Below are 19,496 nucleotides of genomic sequence, written 5' to 3' on the forward strand. Positions count from 1 at the left end.
ATGGATAGGGCCGTAAAAAGAAAAGGCCAGCCCAAGGGAGATTGGGCTAGCCAAGGAGGTGGTTCCTAGTCTTGCTGTAAAACTTTTTTAGTTCTTGATTGTACTCGAGCTATGCTACCCCAGCGTAATTATAATTGATGTGATCCATTTCTAATATTTGCTAAAAATGCCATCTTGGCGATGGCATTATTTTTTTATCGCTTTACGTTACGCTTTTTCATGGGGGTTTCGGCTATTTGTCCCATTTAGATTACGTACCAGTAAGCCATATTCCACGTTAATGTCCGCGGGGATGGGCAAATACATGATATGACCATTACCCGGTGCAATATCTGCCGGCTGACCTTTTTTATCTTGCATGCTGTCGAGAATAAACTGGATATTGCCGTTTGGTGTCATCAGCTCAACACTATCACCAACCGAGAATTTGTTTTTGACCACCACTTCAGCCAAGCCGTCACGACGCACTCCGGTAAACTCACCGACAAATTGCTGGCGCTCAGAAACTGAATAGCCGTAATCGTAAGTTTGTTGCTCTTCATGCACATGACGGCGCAGGAAGCCTTCGGTATAACCCCGGTGAGCCAAGCCTTCCAGTGTGGTCAACAAGGTTGGATCAAAAGGTTTACCCGCAACCGCATCATCGATAGCACGGCGGTAAACCTGTGCGGTACGGGCGCAATAGTAGAAGGATTTAGTCCGACCCTCAATTTTCAGTGAATGCACACCTAATTGCGTCAGGCGTTCCACATGTTGAATAGCGCGTAGGTCTTTTGAGTTCATGATGTAAGTGCCGTGCTCATCTTCGGTGGCGGTCATGTACTCACCAGGGCGCTGTGCTTCCTCAATCATAAACACTTTATCGGTCGGTGCACCGATACCCAGTGTTGGCTCGATATTCTTTACCGCAATCGGTTGGTGAATATGCACGATGTTGCCGATTTCATCTTCTTTGCCTTCCTGAACATTATATTCCCAGCGGCAGGCATTGGTGCAGGTTCCCTGATTCGGGTCGCGTTTATTGATATAACCAGATAGCAGGCAACGGCCGGAATAGGCCATGCACAGTGCGCCGTGGACAAAAATCTCCAGCTCCATATCAGGAACTTGTGCGCGTATTTCTGCAATTTCTTCCAGTGATAACTCGCGGGAGAGAATAACGCGGGTCAAACCCATCTGTTGCCAAAATTTGACGGTAGCCCAGTTGACGGCGTTAGCTTGTACTGACAGATGAATATCCATCTGCGGGAATGCCTCACGTACCATCATGATCAAGCCGGGATCCGACATAATCAGTGCATCCGGCCCCATATCGATCACCGGTTTTAAATCACGCAGAAAGGTTTTCAGTTTGGAGTTGTGGGGGGCAATATTCACGACCACATAGAAGCGCTTACCGAGGGCATGCGCTTCCTGAATACCTAATGCCAGGTTCTCGTGATTAAATTCATTATTACGCACCCGCAGGCTATAACGCGGTTGGCCGGCGTAAACCGCATCCGCCCCATAAGCAAAGGCATAACGCATGTTTTTAAGGGTACCGGCAGGCGATAATAATTCCGGGGTAAAAGGAATAGATGAAGACATATAAGTGGCTCTCAGTCTGAGTTCAAGTCAGAACCACGCCCGAAGGGGTGGTTAAAAGCCGGGGATTGTAACCTCGCCAATCATGAAAATCAGCCATTGCACAATTTTTGTAGGGTTTAAATGATCTGGATCAGTTTAAGCGGATTTTAATGTCTTAGAGCCTAAGGAAATAATCCGTTAATTGAGCAGTTTTTTGCACATAAATGCTGATTTATTCTTTTTATGAGCAGTTTTTTGCTCAAGAGGTGTTGGTGGCTAAACTAACGATACAGATCTTCAATCACGGTCTTTGGCATGATGCCGCAATACTGCATTAATTAAACGGCCTGAGGGGATCTGGCTCTCGCCTATCTATAATTTTGCCCCGATGAAAGCAGATCCTAAAGGTATTCCCAGAGTGACTCAATGGGACTCGCCCTATGAAGAGGGAGGGAATTTTGACTGGAAGGGCATTATTACTGAGTTATCTGATCTTGCTGACCCTGACCCTGACCCTGACCGTGTCTTTTTGGCATTCCAGCAAATGGCTGAAAATCTAATAGGTTTGAAGGCTCGTCTTAAAATGCGAGGAGTACCGGACAGCATTCTTAATATGCCGGGAATGGCTTTTGATTATTTGGATGAAAAATTACAACGCTGGGCACATTTATGAAAGTGAAACTTTCACCGCAAGAGCGTGAGAACTTGTTGCTGCTGTTACTAAGCCAGCTATTTAGTGAACAGATATCTACAGGGGAATTACTGCGCAAACTTAGAAAAGAGATGCTAACCATGTCTCAGGACGAGTTTTCATCTTTGGTTAATATCAGCCGACGTACTTTGTCTGATATTGAAACGGATAAAGGGGGCCAGACGTTATCTGTGCTTGGGCGTGTTTTTCGGCCTTTTGGTTTGAAAATAGGTTTATTACCACGTAACCAGCAGGTATTGAAAAAAATGCTGGAGAAAGAGTTTGCAGCGGTAACCGAAGATCAGAAACGTTTGAAGTGAGATGCGCGGTCACTCGCCCCGCGCAGGTACGTTTAAGCAACGAATGTAGGTAAAATAGCGCTATCAGATAAATAAAAATTACAGCGTCAAATCTTTAATTATGGTGGTCGGGCCATTTTTTATTACGGAGGCAATGCCTTTTTTGGCAGCAGCGTCAGAACTGTAGGATTCACTGACGCCAATAACCTGATGGTTTTTCGCTTTCAAAACGAAATAAGGTTCATTTTTGACGTTGTGCTTCAGCTCATATTGGCTTTCCAGTGGGGAGTTACTTTGCACTGATGATATGCCGTTTTCAGCCGAAGCCTTACTGGCGTACATCTCACTGGAGAGAATAGTTTCGCCATTGCTGGCTTTTAGATTGAAATAGTGCTGCCCATTCTTTGCCTTATTAAGCTCATAGTAACCCATGGTCATAGTGGTTCTCCTGTTGGTTGTGATACCTCTAATGAGTGTAGTCAACGTTGACCGGATGTCAGGTCAATGCGCCATGCACCACCAACATAACGCACCTTTGGCAAAGACGGCATTACAGTAAACGACAGATCTCTGCTTCCCAGCGATACCCCATACCGTACACTGCACGGATAAATGGCTTCTTGCCATCGAGTGATTCCAGCTTGCGCCGGAGATTTTTGATATGGCTATCGATAGTGCGATCCGTCACCACGCGGTAATCGTCATACAGATTATTCAGCAGTTGCTCACGGCTAAACACATGGCCTGGTTGGGTTGCCAGTATTTTCAGCAGACGAAATTCTGCCGGGGTCAATTCCAACTGATGGCCCAGATAACTGGCCTGAAAGCGGGATTCATCAATCAGCAGTGGCACCGTATCACTTGGCTGCTGCGGTAGCGGTCGGCAGCGGCGCAGAATGGTTTTGACCCGCGCCACCACTTCCCGCGGGCTATAGGGTTTGCAGATATAGTCGTCAGCACCGATCTCCAGCCCCAGTAATCGATCAATCTCTTCGGTTTTTGCCGTCACCATCATAATCGGCACATCAGAGAAACGGCGAATTTCTCGGCAAATGGTAATGCCATCGCTACCGGGTAACATTAAATCCAGCAAAATAATGGCCGGTGGCGACTGACGGACTGCCGCCACTACCTCGTCACCCCTGGTGAGCCATTGGGTCTGATAACCCGCAGCTTGCAGGTAATCGACCAATAACTGGCCGAGCTTCGGTTCATCTTCAACAATCAATACGGAGCCAGATTGGCTGGCAGACTGAAGCGGCTCGTGCATTACAATGAACTACCCTATGGAATGGAATAGCGGAAATACTACCGTAATCCGCAGGCCACCCAAAGGTGAATGTTCGGCGCTGATTTTGCCACCGTGGGCCTCGACAATATTGTGGCATATCGCCAGCCCTAGTCCTGAGCCGCCGCTTGCGCGGTTACGTGAGCTTTCGGTGCGATAAAAACGCTCAAAAATACGTTGTAGCTGTTCATCACTAAGGCCCGGTTTACTGTCCTGCCAGTGTAGGGTTAATGCTTCTTCTTCTGGCAGTGCGATAATCTCAAGCTGCCCGCCTTCATTGGTATAACGCAGACTGTTTTCCAGTAAATTATGAAATAGCTGATTCAATCGGTCGGGGTCGCCGAACATTATTGCCTGTTCAGGCAGATGGGCGGTAATGGTGATATTTTTACTTTGGAAACGACCATGGAAGCTGGCGATAGCGATTTGTAACAGACGCACGGCATCCAGTTGGGTTTTACGGTAGGCCAGTGCACCACGATCTGAGAGCGATAACTGATGCAGGTCGTTGACCAGTTTGGTCAGAATTCCTACCTCGGCTTGCAGTGAGATCAAGGATTCAGGTGTTGGTTGGCGCACACCATCCTGTAGCGCCTCCAACTCGCCGCGCAGTACCGCCAGTGGCGTGCGTAATTCATGCGAGACATCGGCCATAAAGTCGCGCCGCATTTGCTCATTTTTCTCCAACGAACTGGCAAGTTGGTTAAAATCTTGTGCCAAACGGCCCAGTTCGTCACGGCTACTGACCGCCACTCGAGTGCTGAAATCACCGGCAGCTAAGCGGTGAGTGCCTTCCACTAACCGTTTTACCGGTGCCAACATCCCGCGCGATAAAACCCAGGTCACCGCTGCCGCCAGCAGGGTTGATAAGCCGACAATAATCCAACTGGTGCGGCGCTGTTGCTGGTCAAAGTTAATATCTGCATTACGCGTCAGTTTTTCGGGGGGTGTGGACATCACCCAGCCCACCACGTTTTTATTCACCTTGATGGCGCGACGGCTAGCTTCTTTCGGCACCTGACCGGTGTGCCCGACCAGTAGATTATTGTGATTATCGACCACCCAGAACTGAGCGCGCCAGCCTCGTGGCGGCAGATTGCGGCTGTTATCACCGCTCTGCTCGAAAGAGCGCATGATCTGATAAATCACCTGATCATTATTACGCAGGAAATCCCAGTTACCGTAACGCTGATATTGCACCTCAAGCGCGTCTCCCAACATGGCGATACGTTGTTCATTGCTTTGTTTGATGTAATCAATGAATCCGCGCTCGAAGCTGGCTCTAACCCCCCAGTGCATGGTGATCAACACCAGCATGCAGGTAGCAAATATTGCCATAAACAGTTTTCCGGTAATGCCGATTCTCATTATGTTTTCACCTGTTCTATCGGTTGGCCGGTTTAATGGGTTGGCGGACCAGATTACGATTGGTGCCGGTATCCGGCGGCACGTGATTAAATATCAGGGCGGGCAGAGCAATAATAATGGCCATACACATATAGCTGTACAAGAACGCGCTGTGGGTTGCCGGGGTATTGGTAACCACCTGATTATGTGCAAACACGCCCAACAATATCCCGGCGGTACTGACCCCCAGACTCATGGAGAGTTGCATCACCATCGACAGCAAGCTATTGCCGCTACTGGCAAGGCGGTTTGGTAAATCTTTCAGGGTTAAGGTATTCATGGTGGAGAAGCGCAGTGCGTTAACCATTCCCTGGAAAAATAGCACCACCGGCAGTAGCCATAGCCAGCCCATCAGTGCCACCAGCGGGAAGCTCAGACTAACCACCGCCAGCAGCAATGTCGCGCTGACCAACACTTGCCGGTAGCCGAAGCGGTTAACCACCTGCACGATAATTCGCTTCATGCCCATACTGCCGATAATCATCGGGATCATCATTAAACCTGCATGGAACGGCGTGAATCCCAGCCCGATTTGCAGGAAAATCGGGGTCATAAAGGGCAGCATGCCACTGCCAATGCGCGCAGTCATACTTGCAGTCAGGCCAAGGGCATAGGATTTGTTTTTGAACAATCTCAGTGAAAATAGCGCAGCGTTATTACCTCGGGCATGCCACCAATATCCGGCCAGAGCCAACATCCCAGACAAGACTAAACCCGCAATTGCCAGCGGTGGCAAACCCAGCCCTTTATGGCCATCTAACGCCAGTGTTAGGGTTGCCATGCCGATAGCCAGCATGATAAAGCCGCTGATATCAAAGCGACGGGTACGCATGGTGTAGTTAGGCATCAGCAGCAGAGTAGCTAACGCGCCAACCACCCCCACCGGTAGGTTGATCAAGAAGATCCAGTGCCAACTGGCGTATTCCACCAGAAATCCCCCCAGCGCCGGGCCAACCAATGGCCCAATCTGGCCGGGTAGGGTGACAAAGGCCATCGCCGACATATATTGTTCGCGTGGCACGATCTTCATCACCGTCAGGCGGCCCACGGGTACCATCATTGCGCCACCGACCCCTTGAATCACGCGAGAGGCGATAAGCTCATTCAGGGTTTCAGATTGCGCGCACATCAGTGAACCAAGGGTAAACAGAATGATTGCTGAGAAAAATACCCACTTAACCCCGACACGATCAGCCAACCACCCGCTAGCGGGCAGCATCACCGCCACCGTCAACACATACGACACAATGACCGATTGCATACGCAATGGGTTCTCACCCAAACTGGCCGCAATCGAGGGCAGGGCGGTATTGACGATGGTGGTATCCAGCGTCTGCATAAAGAAACCGAAGGCAACGATCCACAGTTGCCAGCGTATACTCGTCATCTTTCAACCTGCTGCTGTGTTGACTGCATTCGCTTACCCGAATCACTTACGGGTTTTGACCTTAAAATATAAGTCAGCTCATCGGGACTCTCTCGCTTGCCGCCTGGATATATCGCCATAGGCTATTCCAGCTTCATTAGCGGCTGCTTACTAAAGCGGCTACGTAATCGGTCAAAATAGAGGTAAACCACCGGTGTGGTATACAGTGTTAGCAATTGGCTCATTACCAGCCCACCGACAATGGTTATCCCCAGTGGTTGACGTAACTCTGCCCCATCACCACTGCTTAGCACCAGTGGCAGCGCCCCGAACAAGGCGGCCAATGTGGTCATTAGAATCGGCCGAAAGCGCAATAAACTGGCCTGAAAAATAGCATCGCGGGCGCTGAGATTGCCATTACGTTGCGCGTCGAGGGCAAAGTCCACCATCATAATGGCGTTCTTTTTCACGATACCAATCAATAGCATAATGCCAATAAGTGCGATCAGGCTAAAGGGGGCGTCGAACAGTTCTAGCGCCAGTAGCGCGCCCACCCCAGCAGAGGGCAGTGTGGACAGAATGGTCAGTGGATGAACATAGCTCTCATACAACATCCCGAGCACGATATACACCGTAGCGATAGCGGCCATAATCAGCCACAACTGCGATTTCAGTGTTTCCTGGAATACCTGTGCGGTACCAGTAAAGGTGCCGCGCACGGTGGCAGGCACCCCAAGTTCCGTCATTACCCGCTCAACGGCGGCGGTTGCTTCAGATAAACTGCCGCCTTCCGGTAAGTTAAATGAGATGGTCGAGGCGGCGGATAAGCCTTGATGATTAACCGACAGTGGCGCATTGGCCGGTTGCCACTTGGCGAAATAAGACAATGGAATTGACTGACCGCTACTATTAATCACAAACATCTTATCGAGCGAACTGACATCCTGAGTGTATTGGGGGGCGACTTCCATCACCACTTTGTATTGGTTCAACGGTTGATAAATGGTGGAGATCTGCCGTTGACCAAAGGCGTTGTTTAACAGGGCATTGGCTGTGGACACATCAATCCCCAAGCGCGCCATGGTCTCGCGATCGTAAGTCAGTGCCATCTCCGAGCCTTTATCCTGCTGGTCAGAGTTAACATCTGCCAGCTCCGGCAATTTAGCCAGCGCGGCGCGGACTTTGGGTTCCCATTCACGTAGTGCGGCTAAATCGTCAGCTAACAGCGTAAATTGATAACTGGCGTTGGCTTGACGGCCACCGACGCGAATGTCCTGCACTGGTGCAAGGAACAGGCTCGCCCCCGGTTCTTTGGCTAGTTTGGCACGCAGACGAGTGATAATTTGCTGAGCGCTCTCACTGCGCTCACTCAAGGGTTTGAGCGAGATAAACATCGACCCGCTATTCGTGCGTGAGCCACCGGTGAAGCCGGTGACATTGTCGACCGCCGGGTCATCGTTGACTATCTTCATGAAATCCTTCAGCTTCTGCTGCATCGACTGAAACGAAATACTTTGATCAGCTTGGATAAAGCCCATCATCCGGCCAGTATCCTGCTCGGGGAAAAAGGTTTTCGGGATACTGATATAGAGCCAAACATTGAGCGCGATAGTGGAAAGCAGCACCACCATTACCCAACGTGTATGACCCAGTACCCAATTGAGTGAGCGACCATAACCTTGCTGAATAGACAGCAGCATTTTACCAAACCCGCGAATCCGGGGTTGCTGACCAACCGGGTGTGATCGTAGCAAATGGGCGCACATCATTGGCGTCAACGTGAGGGAAATGACCAGTGAGATGCCGATAGCCACCGACAGTGTTATGGCAAACTCGCGGAATAAACGGCCCGGTAACCCTTCCATCAGCAGCAGTGGAATAAACACGGCCACCAGCGAAATACTCATCGACAACACGGTAAAGCCCACTTCGCGCACCCCGCGCAGGGCGGCGGCCATTGGTTTTACCCCCGCTTCCAGATGGCGGGAAATATTCTCCAGCACCACAATGGCATCATCAACTACGAAGCCGGTGGCGATGGTCAATGCCATCAATGACAAGTTATTCAGGCTAAAACCGCACAGATACATAGCGGTAAATGTTCCGATCAACGAAACCGGCACGGCAACCGCGGGAATAAGCGTGGCACGGCCGGAGCGCAGAAACAGGAATACCACCAGAATCACCAAAGCTACGGCTATCATCAATGAGCGCTCCACTTCATCTAACGAAGCACGAATGGTCGGCGAGCGATCTTGTGCAATAGTCAACTGAATTGAGGCGGGGATCGAGGCACGCAGGGCCGGAAGTTCTGCTCGGATCCGGTCGACGGTGGCGATAATATTTGCCCCCGGCTCGCGGCTGATTACTAACAGCACCGCCGGTTTGCCATCGGACATCCCGGCGTTACGCACATCTTGCACTGAGTCCACCACCGTGGCGACATCCTGTAGCCGTACCGCTGAACCATTGTTGTAATGAATTACCAGCGGGCGATAACCCTCTGCGGTTTTGATCTCATCATTGGCCTGCACCTGCCAGTGCTGTTGGCTGGAATCGATAGCGCCTTGTGGGCGGCGGACGTTGGCGGCGCTGATTGCTTGTCGCACTGCATCCAGCGAAACGCCTTGGTTAAACAGCGCACCAGGGTTCAATTCAACCCGCACCGCAGGCAGGGAACTGCCTCCCACCGAGACATCACTGACCCCCTCGGTTTGAGCAATTTTCTGCGCCAATTTGGTAGAGGCAAAATCATACAACTGACCTTGGGTAAAGGTATCCGAGGTCAGCGTCATTATCATGATGGGTGCATCCGACGGGTTCATCTTGCGATAGGTCGGGCGGTTTGGCATGCCGGTAGGTAGCAAGCTTTGCGCGGCATTAAGCGCTGCCTGCACATCACGGGCCGCACCGTTGATATCTCGATTAAGATCAAATTGCAGAATGATCCGCGTGCTGCCCAATGAACTGGTAGAGGTCATTTCATTGACGCCCGCAATTCTGCCCAGAGCGCGTTCCAGCGGTGTGGCAATTGAGGACGCCATGGTCTCAGGATCGGCCCCTGGCATCGATGCACTCACCGAAATCACCGGATAATCCACCTGCGGCAGCGGTGATACCGGCAATAAGCTAAAACCGATAATTCCGCTGAGGGTGATAGCCAGTGTCAGCAGGGTGGTAGCCACCGGGCGATGGATGAACAGAGCGAAGAATTTCACGGCTGCTCCTGCCCATGGGGTAATTCAGGTGTGTCAGTATCCTGATGGCGATAGCGATTTTTGCCATGGGAGTTGCGTGCCAGTTTATCGAACAACAGATAGATAACCGGGGTGGTAAACAGGGTTAGTACCTGACTGACAATCAGCCCGCCGACCATACACACACCCAGCGGTTGGCGTAGCTCGGCCCCGGCCCCGGTACTGAGCATTAATGGCAATGCACCAAACAGCGCTGCCAATGTGGTCATCAGAATGGGGCGGAAACGTAACAAGCACGCCTGATAGATAGCATCATACGGGGTCATCCCCTGATCCCGTTCTGCGGCCAGTGCAAAGTCGATCATCATGATGGCATTCTTCTTCACAATCCCGATCAGCAGAATAATGCCGATAATGGCAATCACATCCAGCTCATTGCCGGTCAGCATCAGCGCCAGCAAGGCACCGACACCGGCGGTGGGCAGAGTTGACAAGATAGTGACCGGATGAATAAAGCTTTCATATAACACGCCGAGCACGATATACATCGCCACAATCGCGGCGATAATCAGCCACAGCGTGCTACCGAGTGCGGCCTGAAATGCCAGCGTAGAGCCTTGGAAGCGGGTGGTGATATCCGCCGGTAGCTGAATTGCCTGCTCAGCTTGTGTCACCGCGTTTACCCCCTCACCCAAGGAATATCCCGGCGCCAGATTGAAGGAGATAGTGGCTGACGGGAATTGATTCAAATGGTTAATCGATAATGGCCCGAAGCGCTCCTCAATGGTGGCAATACTGCTCAGCGGCACCCCTTTACCGTCGCTGCCGGTCAGGCGGATATCGTTAAACGCCGCCAACCCCGGCGTGGCCTGCACGTCATGTTCCAGCACCACGCGGTATTGGTTGGCTTGGGTATAAATGGTGGAAATCAGGCGTTGACCGAAGGCGTTATATAGCGCGCTGTCGATAGCCGCCATCGTGATACCTAAACGGCTGGCGCTATCGCGATCGACATTAACAAACGCCACCAATCCTCGATCCTGCCAATCACTGGTGACATCCTGGAAGGGAGCTTGTTGCTGCAACTGACTAACCAGCTTCGGTACCCAAGTGCTCAACTCCTCAAGTGTCGTGGCTTGCAGGGTGAACTGATATTGTGTCCGGCTCAGTTGCGTATCAATGGTCAGATCCTGTACCGGCTGTAAGTAAAGTTTAATCCCCGGGACGCCGGTAACGCTTTCCTGTAAGCGGGTAATGATCTGTGGGATGCGATCGTCACGGCTGTTAAGTGGTTTAAGGTTAATCTGCAACCGGCCATTGTTCAGCGTGGCATTGGTACCGTCAACGCCGACAAATGAGGTCAAGCTTTCTACCGCTGGATCTTTAAGGATAATGGCGGCCACTTGTTGCTGGCGTTCCGCCATATTACTGAATGAAACGGATTGCGGTGCTTCCAGGGTTCCTTGAATCAGACCATTGTCTTGCAACGGGAAGAAACCTTTCGGCATCAGCAGGTAAAGCAGCACCGTCAGGACCAGTGTGCTCACCGCTACGCCCAATGTTATCCATTGATGATTAAGCACTTTTTTTAGTGCCACGGCATAATGGGCGATCACCCAGTTAAAGAACTTCTCACTGGCGCGTGACAGGCGGTTTTGCTTACGCAGTGACTCATAACTGAGCATCCGCGCGCACATCATTGGGGTCAGGGTCAGCGAAACTACCGCTGAAATCAAGATCGCCACCGCCAGTGTTACGGCAAATTCGCGGAACAGCCGGCCCACGATATCGCCCATAAACAGCAACGGAATCAACACTGCAATTAATGAGAAGGTGAGTGAAATAATGGTAAAGCCAATCTCACCGGCCCCTTTTAGTGCCGCATCCAGCGGTCTCTCGCCTTTTTCGATATAACGGGAGATATTCTCTATCACCACGATGGCGTCATCGACCACAAAGCCGGTGGCAATGGTCAGCGCCATTAACGTCAGGTTATTGATTGAAAACCCGAGAAAATACATCGCCGCAAAGGTCCCAATCAGTGATAGCGGTACTGCGACACTGGGGATAATGGTGGCGGCGGCATTGCGCAGAAACAGATAAATCACCATCACCACCAGCACAATGGCGAGCAATAACTCAAACTGCACATCACTGACGGAGGCGCGGATGGTGGTGGTACGATCGGTGAGTACCTTGACATCAACCGACTTGGGCAAGCTTTTGATCAACTCCGGCAGCATCTCGCGAATACTGTCCGCGGTGGCAATGACGTTGACCCCCGGCTGGCGCTGGATATTCAACACAATCGCCTGCTGGGTATTGGCCCACGCAGCCAGTTTGTTATTTTCCGCGCCCTGCTCAATGGTGGCGACATCCTGCAAGCGGATCGGCGCTCCATTTTGGTATGCAATGATCAGATCACGGTAATCCTCGGCAGATTTCATCTGGTCATTAGCCGACAATGTCACCGAACGGGTGGGGCCATCGAGGCTACCTTTGGCGGAATTGACGTTAGCATTGCTGATGGCAGTACGAATGGTTTCGCTGTCCAGCCCCAATGCGGCGACCGCTGGGGCATTCAGTTTCACCCGCACGGCGGGGCGCTGTCCGCCGGAAATAGTGACCAGACCGACCCCGGTGACTTGCGATATTTTCTGCGCAATCCGGGTTTCGACCATATCTTCTACTTGCGTCATCGGGATGGCAGTGGAGGTCACAGCCAAGGTCATAATCGGCGGATCAGCCGGATTCACTTTGCTGTAAATCGGGGGATAAGGTAGGTCATTGGGCAGTAGATTGGTGGCGGAGTTAATGGCAGCCTGCACCTCTTGCTCTGCTACATCCAGTGGCAAGGTAAGCTGGAATTGCAGCGTAATCACTGATGCACCACCCGAACTTTGTGATGCCATCTGCTTGAGGCCGGACATTTGGCCAAACTGGCGCTCCAGTGGCGCGGTAATGGATGATGTCACCACATCCGGGCTGGCCCCAGGATAGAGTGTCACGACCTGAATCGTCGGGTAATCAACCTCCGGCAGGGCAGAAACCGGCAGCGCGCGGTAACCGAGAATCCCGGCCAGCAGAATGGCAATCATAAATAATGTGGTGGCAACCGGGCGTAGGATAAACAGCCGTGACGGCCCGCCACCAGGTGTTGGAGGCATCACTTGCATCAGGATTTCTCCGCAGGAACAGTGTTACTCGCCGCTCTTGTGCCCCGATGTGTGGCTTTCTCCTCCGTGGCTGCTTTCTCTGCGACACCCGTTTGGTTTGCTGCTGCGGCCCGTGGTGTTACTACTTCGACCTGTAAGCCTTCGGTCAGGCGATCAATACCGTCAGTGACCACGCGTTGACCTGCATTGAGGCCGGCGCTAATAACCACTTGTTTGCTGTCTTGAATACCGGTAGTGACCAGATGCTTACTGACTTTATTCTCATCATTTAGGGTCCAGACAAAGCTCCCTTCGTTGCCCATTTGTACGGCGGCGGTTGGCACCACCACGGCATTTTGCAGTAAATCTACTTTGATACGGGCGTTAACAAACTGGTTGGGGAACAGGATGTCATCGTCATTGGCAAAGCGTGCTTTCAGCTTAATGGTGCCGGTGGTGGTATCAATTTGGTTATCAATACTGAGCAAATAGCCCTGTGCCAGTCGCTGTTTATTGGTGCGATCCCAAGCTTCTACTGGCACGGTAGTGTTATTTTTGGCCGCATTTTTCTGCGCTTGCATGATGGCGGGGATATCGCTTTCTGGCAGCGTAAAGACCACATCAACCGGATGTGTCTGAGTGATCACCACTATGGGGGCTGTGGTACCGCTGGTAATGTAATTACCGACATCGACCTGTTTTAGCCCCACTTTGCCAGATATGGGGGCGGTAATTCGGCTATAAGTCAGTTGCAGTTTGGCACTGTCGATAGCGCCTTGATCGGCTTTAACACTGCCTTCACTTTGGCGCACTAATGAGGCTTGAGTATCGAGCTCTTGTTGTGAAATGACCCCGGTTTTCACCAGTTTTTGGTAGCGGGCCAAATCACGGCGGGCATTGTCCAGCGTGGCCTGATCCTTTGCCAGTTGGCCCTGTGCTTGGGTCAGTTGTACCTGATAAGGGCGCGGGTCAATCTCCACCAGTAAGTCACCGGCGTTGACCTGTTGCCCTTCAGTAAAGTGGATTGCCATTAATTGGCCATCGACCCGGCTGGTCACGGTGACGGTATTGGCGGCAATCACGGTACCTAGGCCGGTAAGATAACGGGGTACGGCTTGTTCGGTGGCTGTGGCCGCCTGTACCGGCGACATGGGCATATTACGTCGGCCACCGGCGCGGGCTGTTGTCGTCCCGCCAGCGGTGTGCTGCGCACCTGGCGCGGTGTTGGTGGCGGCCGCGCTAAAATAGCGCCAGGCAAATATAGCAACAGTAATCGCCACCACCGCCCCGAGTAACATCAGTACCCTGGAAGTGCGTTTGGATTGAGCTTTCATGATGGCGGGAGTCCTTTTTGTTTATTTTGTTATGCGCACATAGATGCAATCAATTGGGTATTGATATGTTACTAGTTTAGCGGGGATTTACCGGATAAAAATGGAGGAAATATGGAAGTAGTGTCAGGGTATGTGGGATTTTGGTTTTTATAATTTTAGGATTCAAAACTGATAGGGTTTGGTTGCGGTTGATATTCGATTAAGTGATGTGATCTGTTTCTTGATTACCCACTGCGCAGTGGGTAATCAAAATAGCATTAACGATACAGGGTCTGCGCCCAACGGGCCAAACCGGCGGTCACTGAGCCGAAGTCATTGCCACCCACCAACGGGATACCCGGTAGTTGCTGTTGCAGGGCGGCTCGCAATAACGGGGAGCGAGCACTGCCGCCTGTCAGATAGATGACATCTGGAGTGATATGGCTGGTGGATAATGCCAAACTGACTTGTTCCTGAATCCGTTGTAGTGGCTGAGATATGGCTTCAGCAAGCTGTTGCTGGTTGATAGTCTGGCCTAACTCAGGCTCGACAAAATTCAGTGCAGTCGCCACTTGTGCTTGTTCGGATAGCGCGATTTTGCTCTCTTCCGCCGCCCGAACTAAACGATAACTCAGGCGCTGTTGATACACTTTCAGCAGGCGCTCTACTTGCTGTGGATTTGCCGCGTCACGAATCAAATCACGCAGGAAGCGGCCGTTAACCGTGCTGTAGAAATCGCTCTGTGCCGGAACATCGTTAGTCGCAACGGCATTCCAATAGGGCAGTGACGGCAGAGCAATCCCTTTTTCGGTTTCGCCCCCCATACCAAACAGCGGCATCAGTTGTTTAAACGCGAGCATAATATCCAGATCGTTACCACCAACGCGACAACCACTGTGACCCAGCAGGCTTTGTTGACGGTCTGCCAGCCCCTGCCATTTAGGCCCCATCAATAGCACCGAGCAGTCAGTGGTACCACCACCGATATCCACCACGAGTACGGTTTTTTCTTCTGTCAGCGTCGCTTCAAAATCCAGCCCTGCCGCGACCGGTTCAAACTGGAAAGCAATATCGCGAAAACCGGCGCGTTGGGCGGCGCGCAGTAAAATCCCTTCCGCCTGGCGGTTAGCATCCTCACCGCCAGAGCCTTGGAAGTTGACTGGACGGCCAATTACGGTCTGACTGATTTCTGATGCCAGTACGGATTCTGCCTGACGTTTGATATGGAACATCATGGCGCAGACCAAATCCTCAAACAGCGCTAATTGCTGAGGTTTCAGCCCATTGGCACCCAGGAAGGATTTAGGTGATTTTACAAAGTATACGTCTTCAGGGTCTTCGATATAGTGGGCGAGGGCAGACAGGCCAAATGTCAGACTGTCGGCGGCAACCGGAATATCCTCTTCGCGATTGAATGCCATGGCCCGGCGTAATAGCTGCTGATTTTCGTCGCTACCGGTGGGTACCTGCCAGTGGCGGTGCAGGCATTCACTGACCGCTTCCCGTGTTGGCGCGCACAACATGGAGGGCAGATAGACGTCATTATTTTCCAGTGCCAGTAAGTTGGGAGCATCATCCCGCATCACGGCAACTGAGCAGTTTGCTGTGCCGTAGTCAAAACCAATGAACATAATTGCCCCCCAGGCCAAATAAAGGGGTGCGACTTTACCCGAGAGTGGGCAGCGGGGCAATCGTCATGTTAGTGATTTTTTAATCATGGTTGAGGATGCAACATGATGAGCCGGTTATTTAATCGCAAAATAGCCACTGTTGAGTAAATCAGACAACGGCTGCGGCGGGCTAATGGTTTCACCGTCAGCTAAATCGACACCGATGGTTATCAGTTTATTGAGCGTCAGAGGGAGTTCTGCTGGCCCAGCCAGAGTGGCGATATTGGCTCGCTGAGCGGTACCATTAATGATAGAGACCAGCACTTCATCCATCTGATTAATATGGATATGGGAAATTAAGTCGCTGTTAAACTTAAGATAATCGATAGTGTGATCCGCCAGTAACTCGAAATCATTCAGGTTATGACCAAACTCTTTAACGATGAGTTTGCAGCCCAGTTGTTGCAATTTGGCGAGAAAATTGCCAATCGCGAAGGGGTATTGCAGTAAGGTGGATTCATCGACCATCCAATAGAGACTTTGTGTTGGCAGTACGGTTTGCCGCACCAAGGTCAGCAATGATTGGCGGAACTCTTCTTTGAGCAGCGCCGCCTCTGACAGCGGGATAGCCAGCGCCAGCCCTTTATGTTTGATAGCTTGGGCATGTGTCATTAACAGTTGCTCACAGACCCAATTATCAATCTGCGGCAGCAAGCTATAGAGCAGCGCGGCTTCCTGAAACTCGGCCTGACTGATGTTAAGGCTATGTGGCCGATTAACCTCGAAACTGATTTGATAGAAACAGACAGACAACGGCGTTCTGGGGGGCGCGGTTGGGGTGAGTTGCAATACCAGTTGGTTATCATTGAGAATATTCTCAACATCTTCCCTGCTCAACAGCTCGTGTTGGCGTGCTAATAGCTGCTTTTGCCGTGGCTGATAGAGATAAACCTGACCGCGCCCACTGTGTTTAGCGGTGTAACAGGCGATATCTGCCTGTGCCATAATTTCACTGCGCTGATTGTTATTGCTACTTATTTGCGTCACACCGGCGCTGGCCCCAACACGATAGAGCTTATCTTCCCAGTAGAAATGATAGCCATTAATCAGTGATACCAGACTTTGGGTAATGGCTTTGGCATGGGGTAGGGTGCAGTTGAGCATCAGTAAGCCAAACTCATCACCGCCGAGGCGTGCAACACAATCACTGTTACGTAAGTGCTGGCGCATCAATTGGCTCAACTCTTTCAATAATGCATCTCCTGCTGGGTGCCCGGCAGTGTCATTAATGGCTTTGAAATAGTCCAAATCAAGGAAAGCCAATGCATGTTGTTGGTTAAGTTCGACGCTAATTTGGATTGCCGCTTTCAATTTATTCTCAAAATTGGCGCGGTTTGGCAGACCCGTGAGATTATCGTGAGAGGCGCTGTGGCTGAGTTTGCGCATCATTGCGCGCGATTCCCCGACATCCTGGAACACCAGTACCGCCCCGACAATGTCCCCTTCCAACGTTTTCAGCGGCGCGACCGACTCCTGAATATCATAATACTGGCCATCACGATGGTGTAATACCATTGACTCATTGAACGAAGAGTATGGGCGATGATTAAGACAATGCTCTATCGGGTTATCAATCTCCGCGCCGTCTACGCCGTTAGTCAACTTGATGATATGGTTGACCGGTTGGCCCAATGCGATGGTATTTGCCCAGCCGGTCATTTTCTCGGCCACCGGGTTCATAAAGGTAATCTTCATCTCCTGATCGGTACAGACCACAGCTTCACCGATGGAGTCCAGCGTGATATGCAGTCGCTCTTTCTCTTCGTGCAGCGCTTCCGTCAGATTTCTGATTTCCGTCATATCCAGCGTGGTGCCAATCAGACGCAGAATATTGCCATTTTTATCACATATCATATTGGCTTGATTACGCAGATGGACAATTTCACCATCCGGTAATAACAGCCGGAATTCCAGACGGTATGGCTGGCGCTGCTTGAGGGCGGCGCTATATTCGCGATTAACCCGATTGATATCTTCCTGATGAATGTATTTCTGCCAAACACGTTCATCAACCTGGGTATTAAAAGGAATATGATAGAGTTCATACATCCGCTTATCCCAACTGATAACCTGCGTTTTGATATCCAATTCCCAGATACCGATCCCCCCAGCCTCGTTAGCCAGCGTAATACGCTCCATTAGGCGGCGGTTAATAATCTCGGTTTTTTTCAGCTCATTGATATCTTCAGCCTGCGAGATGAAATAGAGCGGTTGCTGTTGGTGATCCCGCACCACACTGACCACCAGTAGTGCCCACACAATTTCACCATCGCTGCGGATATAGCGCTTTTCCATCGAATAGCTGGGAATACGGCCATGATACAGGTCGTCGAGTAATTTCAGGTCCGCAGAGAGATCGTCTGGATGAGTAATTTGCTGGAAAGTCAGGGTCAGTAATGTCTCTTGGGAATAGCCTAATAACTTGCATAAGGCCTGATTGACCTGCATCCATTGGCCTTGCGGTGAGACCAAGGCCATACCGATGGCTGAATATTCCATCGCGTTACGAAAGCGATTTTCGCTTTCAATAATATGCTCTTTCTCCATGCGAAAAGAGTGCATTACCATTGCCATGGCATGGGGCGGAATTAACACCATTAATAAAGGAATAAAGGAGAACGCTTGAATTGACAGGTTAGTATCGGAATTAATGGTATACAGCTTGAAATTAAGCATCAATGCAATCAGCAATGTTGCCATAAAGCAGATGGAAAATGTCTCAAAACGCGGTAAGCGGATTGAGGTCCAGATCAACGTCATGATGACAAAAGTAAAGGGGAAAGGCAGATAAATCAGTCCGATATAACAAGCTGATAGTGATATTATCATCATAAAAATCATATCAAACAGCGCTTTGGATTTGGTCGCGATATCGAAGTAACCTCGACGGTAAAGTAACCCGACCGGCCCTAAGGCCAACATTCCTACCGCCTCGGACATAAACCACACCGTGAGCACTTGGGTAAAGCCCCCGTTTTGTGGGGATAAATACCAAGCCGCTGCCAGCCCACTGGCCAGAGGGACCACAATCACAGTGCAAACCGAGAATTTAAGCCAACTGAGCAGGTTATTGAGCGGGTCTTTGGTTTGCAGGAATTTACGCAGTAACCAGGCCCCGGCGGATGCCTCTGCCAGGTTGATAAATGTTAGGGGTAACGGGAACCAACTGAGGCCATATAAAATAAAATTAGCGGCAACAATACATATCCCTGCGGCCAATAATTGCCATAACCAGTAGCGCATAGGATGGTGGAACAGCGCCACCATTAATACTGCCGTCGGGAACCATAATGGGGCAAGGTTTTCTGACTGTTCAGAAAGCTGGATACAAAAGAGTGCGAGCAAAAATACGACTATGCTGATGATAGTAATGTGGAGAATGGTTCTATTGTCAGGTGCCGGTTTTTCGGACGCACTGAGATCCATATAACGCCTTATTTTGCTCACACAGATTTAGATTATGATAGGAAAAGCCCATCACATAAAGAATATACCGCCGTTAAAATACGGTCATATTCAAAAGTTTAGTATAGATAAACACTGT

General features: G+C 50.8%; 12 protein-coding genes. 2 read left to right on the forward strand and 10 right to left on the reverse strand.

Translation table 11 applies throughout. From position 1 onward, the window contains the following. Window positions 1-207: 207 nt before the first annotated feature. The gene (gene yegQ / locus V2A85_RS02295) at window positions 208-1,587 is read right to left on the reverse strand and encodes a tRNA 5-hydroxyuridine modification protein YegQ (protein ID WP_372559645.1); all 1,380 of its coding nucleotides are present in this window, start codon (window positions 1,585-1,587) and stop codon (window positions 208-210) included. A gap of 367 nt (window positions 1,588-1,954) precedes the next feature. On the opposite strand from yegQ, the gene V2A85_RS02300 reads away from it, so the two are divergent. Then, window positions 1,955-2,239: a hypothetical protein gene (locus V2A85_RS02300; protein WP_372559644.1), complete on the forward strand. Its 285-nt coding sequence runs from the start codon at window positions 1,955-1,957 to the stop codon at window positions 2,237-2,239. After that, on the forward strand, window positions 2,236-2,577 hold the full coding sequence (locus V2A85_RS02305; RefSeq protein WP_372559643.1) for a helix-turn-helix transcriptional regulator: 342 nt from the start codon (window positions 2,236-2,238) through the stop codon (window positions 2,575-2,577). The genes V2A85_RS02300 and V2A85_RS02305 overlap by 4 nt, the downstream gene beginning before the upstream one ends. Window positions 2,578-2,655: 78 nt before the next feature. On the opposite strand, the gene V2A85_RS02310 is transcribed toward V2A85_RS02305, so the two are convergent. From V2A85_RS02310 to V2A85_RS02350, 9 genes are all read right to left on the reverse strand, one after another. Beyond that, window positions 2,656-2,994 carry a YegP family protein gene (locus tag V2A85_RS02310; RefSeq protein ID WP_372559642.1) on the reverse strand — a complete coding sequence of 113 codons (339 nt, stop codon included), beginning with the start codon at window positions 2,992-2,994 and terminating at the stop codon, window positions 2,656-2,658. A 112-nt stretch (window positions 2,995-3,106) separates the two neighbouring features. Further along, window positions 3,107-3,826 (reverse strand): two-component system response regulator BaeR, encoded by a 720-nt coding sequence (baeR, locus tag V2A85_RS02315; protein ID WP_083163251.1) that lies wholly within the window; start codon window positions 3,824-3,826, stop codon window positions 3,107-3,109. Window positions 3,827-3,835: 9 nt separating this feature from the next. After that, window positions 3,836-5,212: a two-component system sensor histidine kinase BaeS gene (baeS, locus tag V2A85_RS02320; RefSeq protein WP_372559641.1), complete on the reverse strand. Its 1,377-nt coding sequence runs from the start codon at window positions 5,210-5,212 to the stop codon at window positions 3,836-3,838. 16 nt (window positions 5,213-5,228) lie between these two features. After that, window positions 5,229-6,638 (reverse strand): MFS transporter, encoded by a 1,410-nt coding sequence (locus V2A85_RS02325; RefSeq protein WP_420070838.1) that lies wholly within the window; start codon window positions 6,636-6,638, stop codon window positions 5,229-5,231. Between the two features lie 122 nt (window positions 6,639-6,760). Beyond that, window positions 6,761-9,835: a multidrug efflux RND transporter permease subunit MdtC gene (gene mdtC, locus V2A85_RS02330; RefSeq protein ID WP_372559639.1), complete on the reverse strand. Its 3,075-nt coding sequence runs from the start codon at window positions 9,833-9,835 to the stop codon at window positions 6,761-6,763. Then, on the reverse strand, window positions 9,832-12,990 hold the full coding sequence (locus V2A85_RS02335) for an MdtB/MuxB family multidrug efflux RND transporter permease subunit (protein WP_083163259.1): 3,159 nt from the start codon (window positions 12,988-12,990) through the stop codon (window positions 9,832-9,834). The genes mdtC and V2A85_RS02335 overlap by 4 nt, the downstream gene beginning before the upstream one ends. Next, on the reverse strand, window positions 12,990-14,303 hold the full coding sequence (locus tag V2A85_RS02340; protein ID WP_420070839.1) for an MdtA/MuxA family multidrug efflux RND transporter periplasmic adaptor subunit: 1,314 nt from the start codon (window positions 14,301-14,303) through the stop codon (window positions 12,990-12,992). The genes V2A85_RS02335 and V2A85_RS02340 overlap by 1 nt, the downstream gene beginning before the upstream one ends. A 257-nt stretch (window positions 14,304-14,560) precedes the next feature. After that, window positions 14,561-15,913 (reverse strand): molecular chaperone, encoded by a 1,353-nt coding sequence (gene yegD / locus V2A85_RS02345; RefSeq protein WP_372559636.1) that lies wholly within the window; start codon window positions 15,911-15,913, stop codon window positions 14,561-14,563. A 114-nt stretch (window positions 15,914-16,027) separates the two neighbouring features. Beyond that, complete coding sequence (locus tag V2A85_RS02350) at window positions 16,028-19,378, reverse strand: diguanylate cyclase (RefSeq protein ID WP_372559635.1); 3,351 nt, start codon at window positions 19,376-19,378, stop codon at window positions 16,028-16,030. Window positions 19,379-19,496 lie beyond the last annotated feature (118 nt).

The organism is Yersinia sp. 1252 StPb PI (genome assembly GCF_048593885.1).
Taxonomy (GTDB): domain Bacteria; phylum Pseudomonadota; class Gammaproteobacteria; order Enterobacterales; family Enterobacteriaceae; genus Yersinia; species Yersinia enterocolitica_E.

Excerpts from the sequence above, each read along its gene's own strand:
- yegQ (WP_372559645.1), bottom strand. The coding sequence starts at position 1,587 with ATGTCTTCATCTATTCCTTTTACCCCGGAATTATTATCGCCTGCCGGT.
- V2A85_RS02300 (WP_372559644.1), top strand. The coding sequence starts at position 1,955 with ATGAAAGCAGATCCTAAAGGTATTCCCAGAGTGACTCAATGGGACTCG.
- V2A85_RS02305 (WP_372559643.1), top strand. The coding sequence starts at position 2,236 with ATGAAAGTGAAACTTTCACCGCAAGAGCGTGAGAACTTGTTGCTGCTG.
- V2A85_RS02310 (WP_372559642.1), bottom strand. The coding sequence starts at position 2,994 with ATGACCATGGGTTACTATGAGCTTAATAAGGCAAAGAATGGGCAGCAC.
- baeR (WP_083163251.1), bottom strand. The coding sequence starts at position 3,826 with ATGCACGAGCCGCTTCAGTCTGCCAGCCAATCTGGCTCCGTATTGATT.
- baeS (WP_372559641.1), bottom strand. The coding sequence starts at position 5,212 with ATGAGAATCGGCATTACCGGAAAACTGTTTATGGCAATATTTGCTACC.
- V2A85_RS02325 (WP_420070838.1), bottom strand. The coding sequence starts at position 6,638 with ATGACGAGTATACGCTGGCAACTGTGGATCGTTGCCTTCGGTTTCTTT.
- V2A85_RS02335 (WP_083163259.1), bottom strand. The coding sequence starts at position 12,990 with ATGCAAGTGATGCCTCCAACACCTGGTGGCGGGCCGTCACGGCTGTTT.
- V2A85_RS02340 (WP_420070839.1), bottom strand. The coding sequence starts at position 14,303 with ATGAAAGCTCAATCCAAACGCACTTCCAGGGTACTGATGTTACTCGGG.
- yegD (WP_372559636.1), bottom strand. The coding sequence starts at position 15,913 with ATGTTCATTGGTTTTGACTACGGCACAGCAAACTGCTCAGTTGCCGTG.
- V2A85_RS02350 (WP_372559635.1), bottom strand. The coding sequence starts at position 19,378 with ATGGATCTCAGTGCGTCCGAAAAACCGGCACCTGACAATAGAACCATT.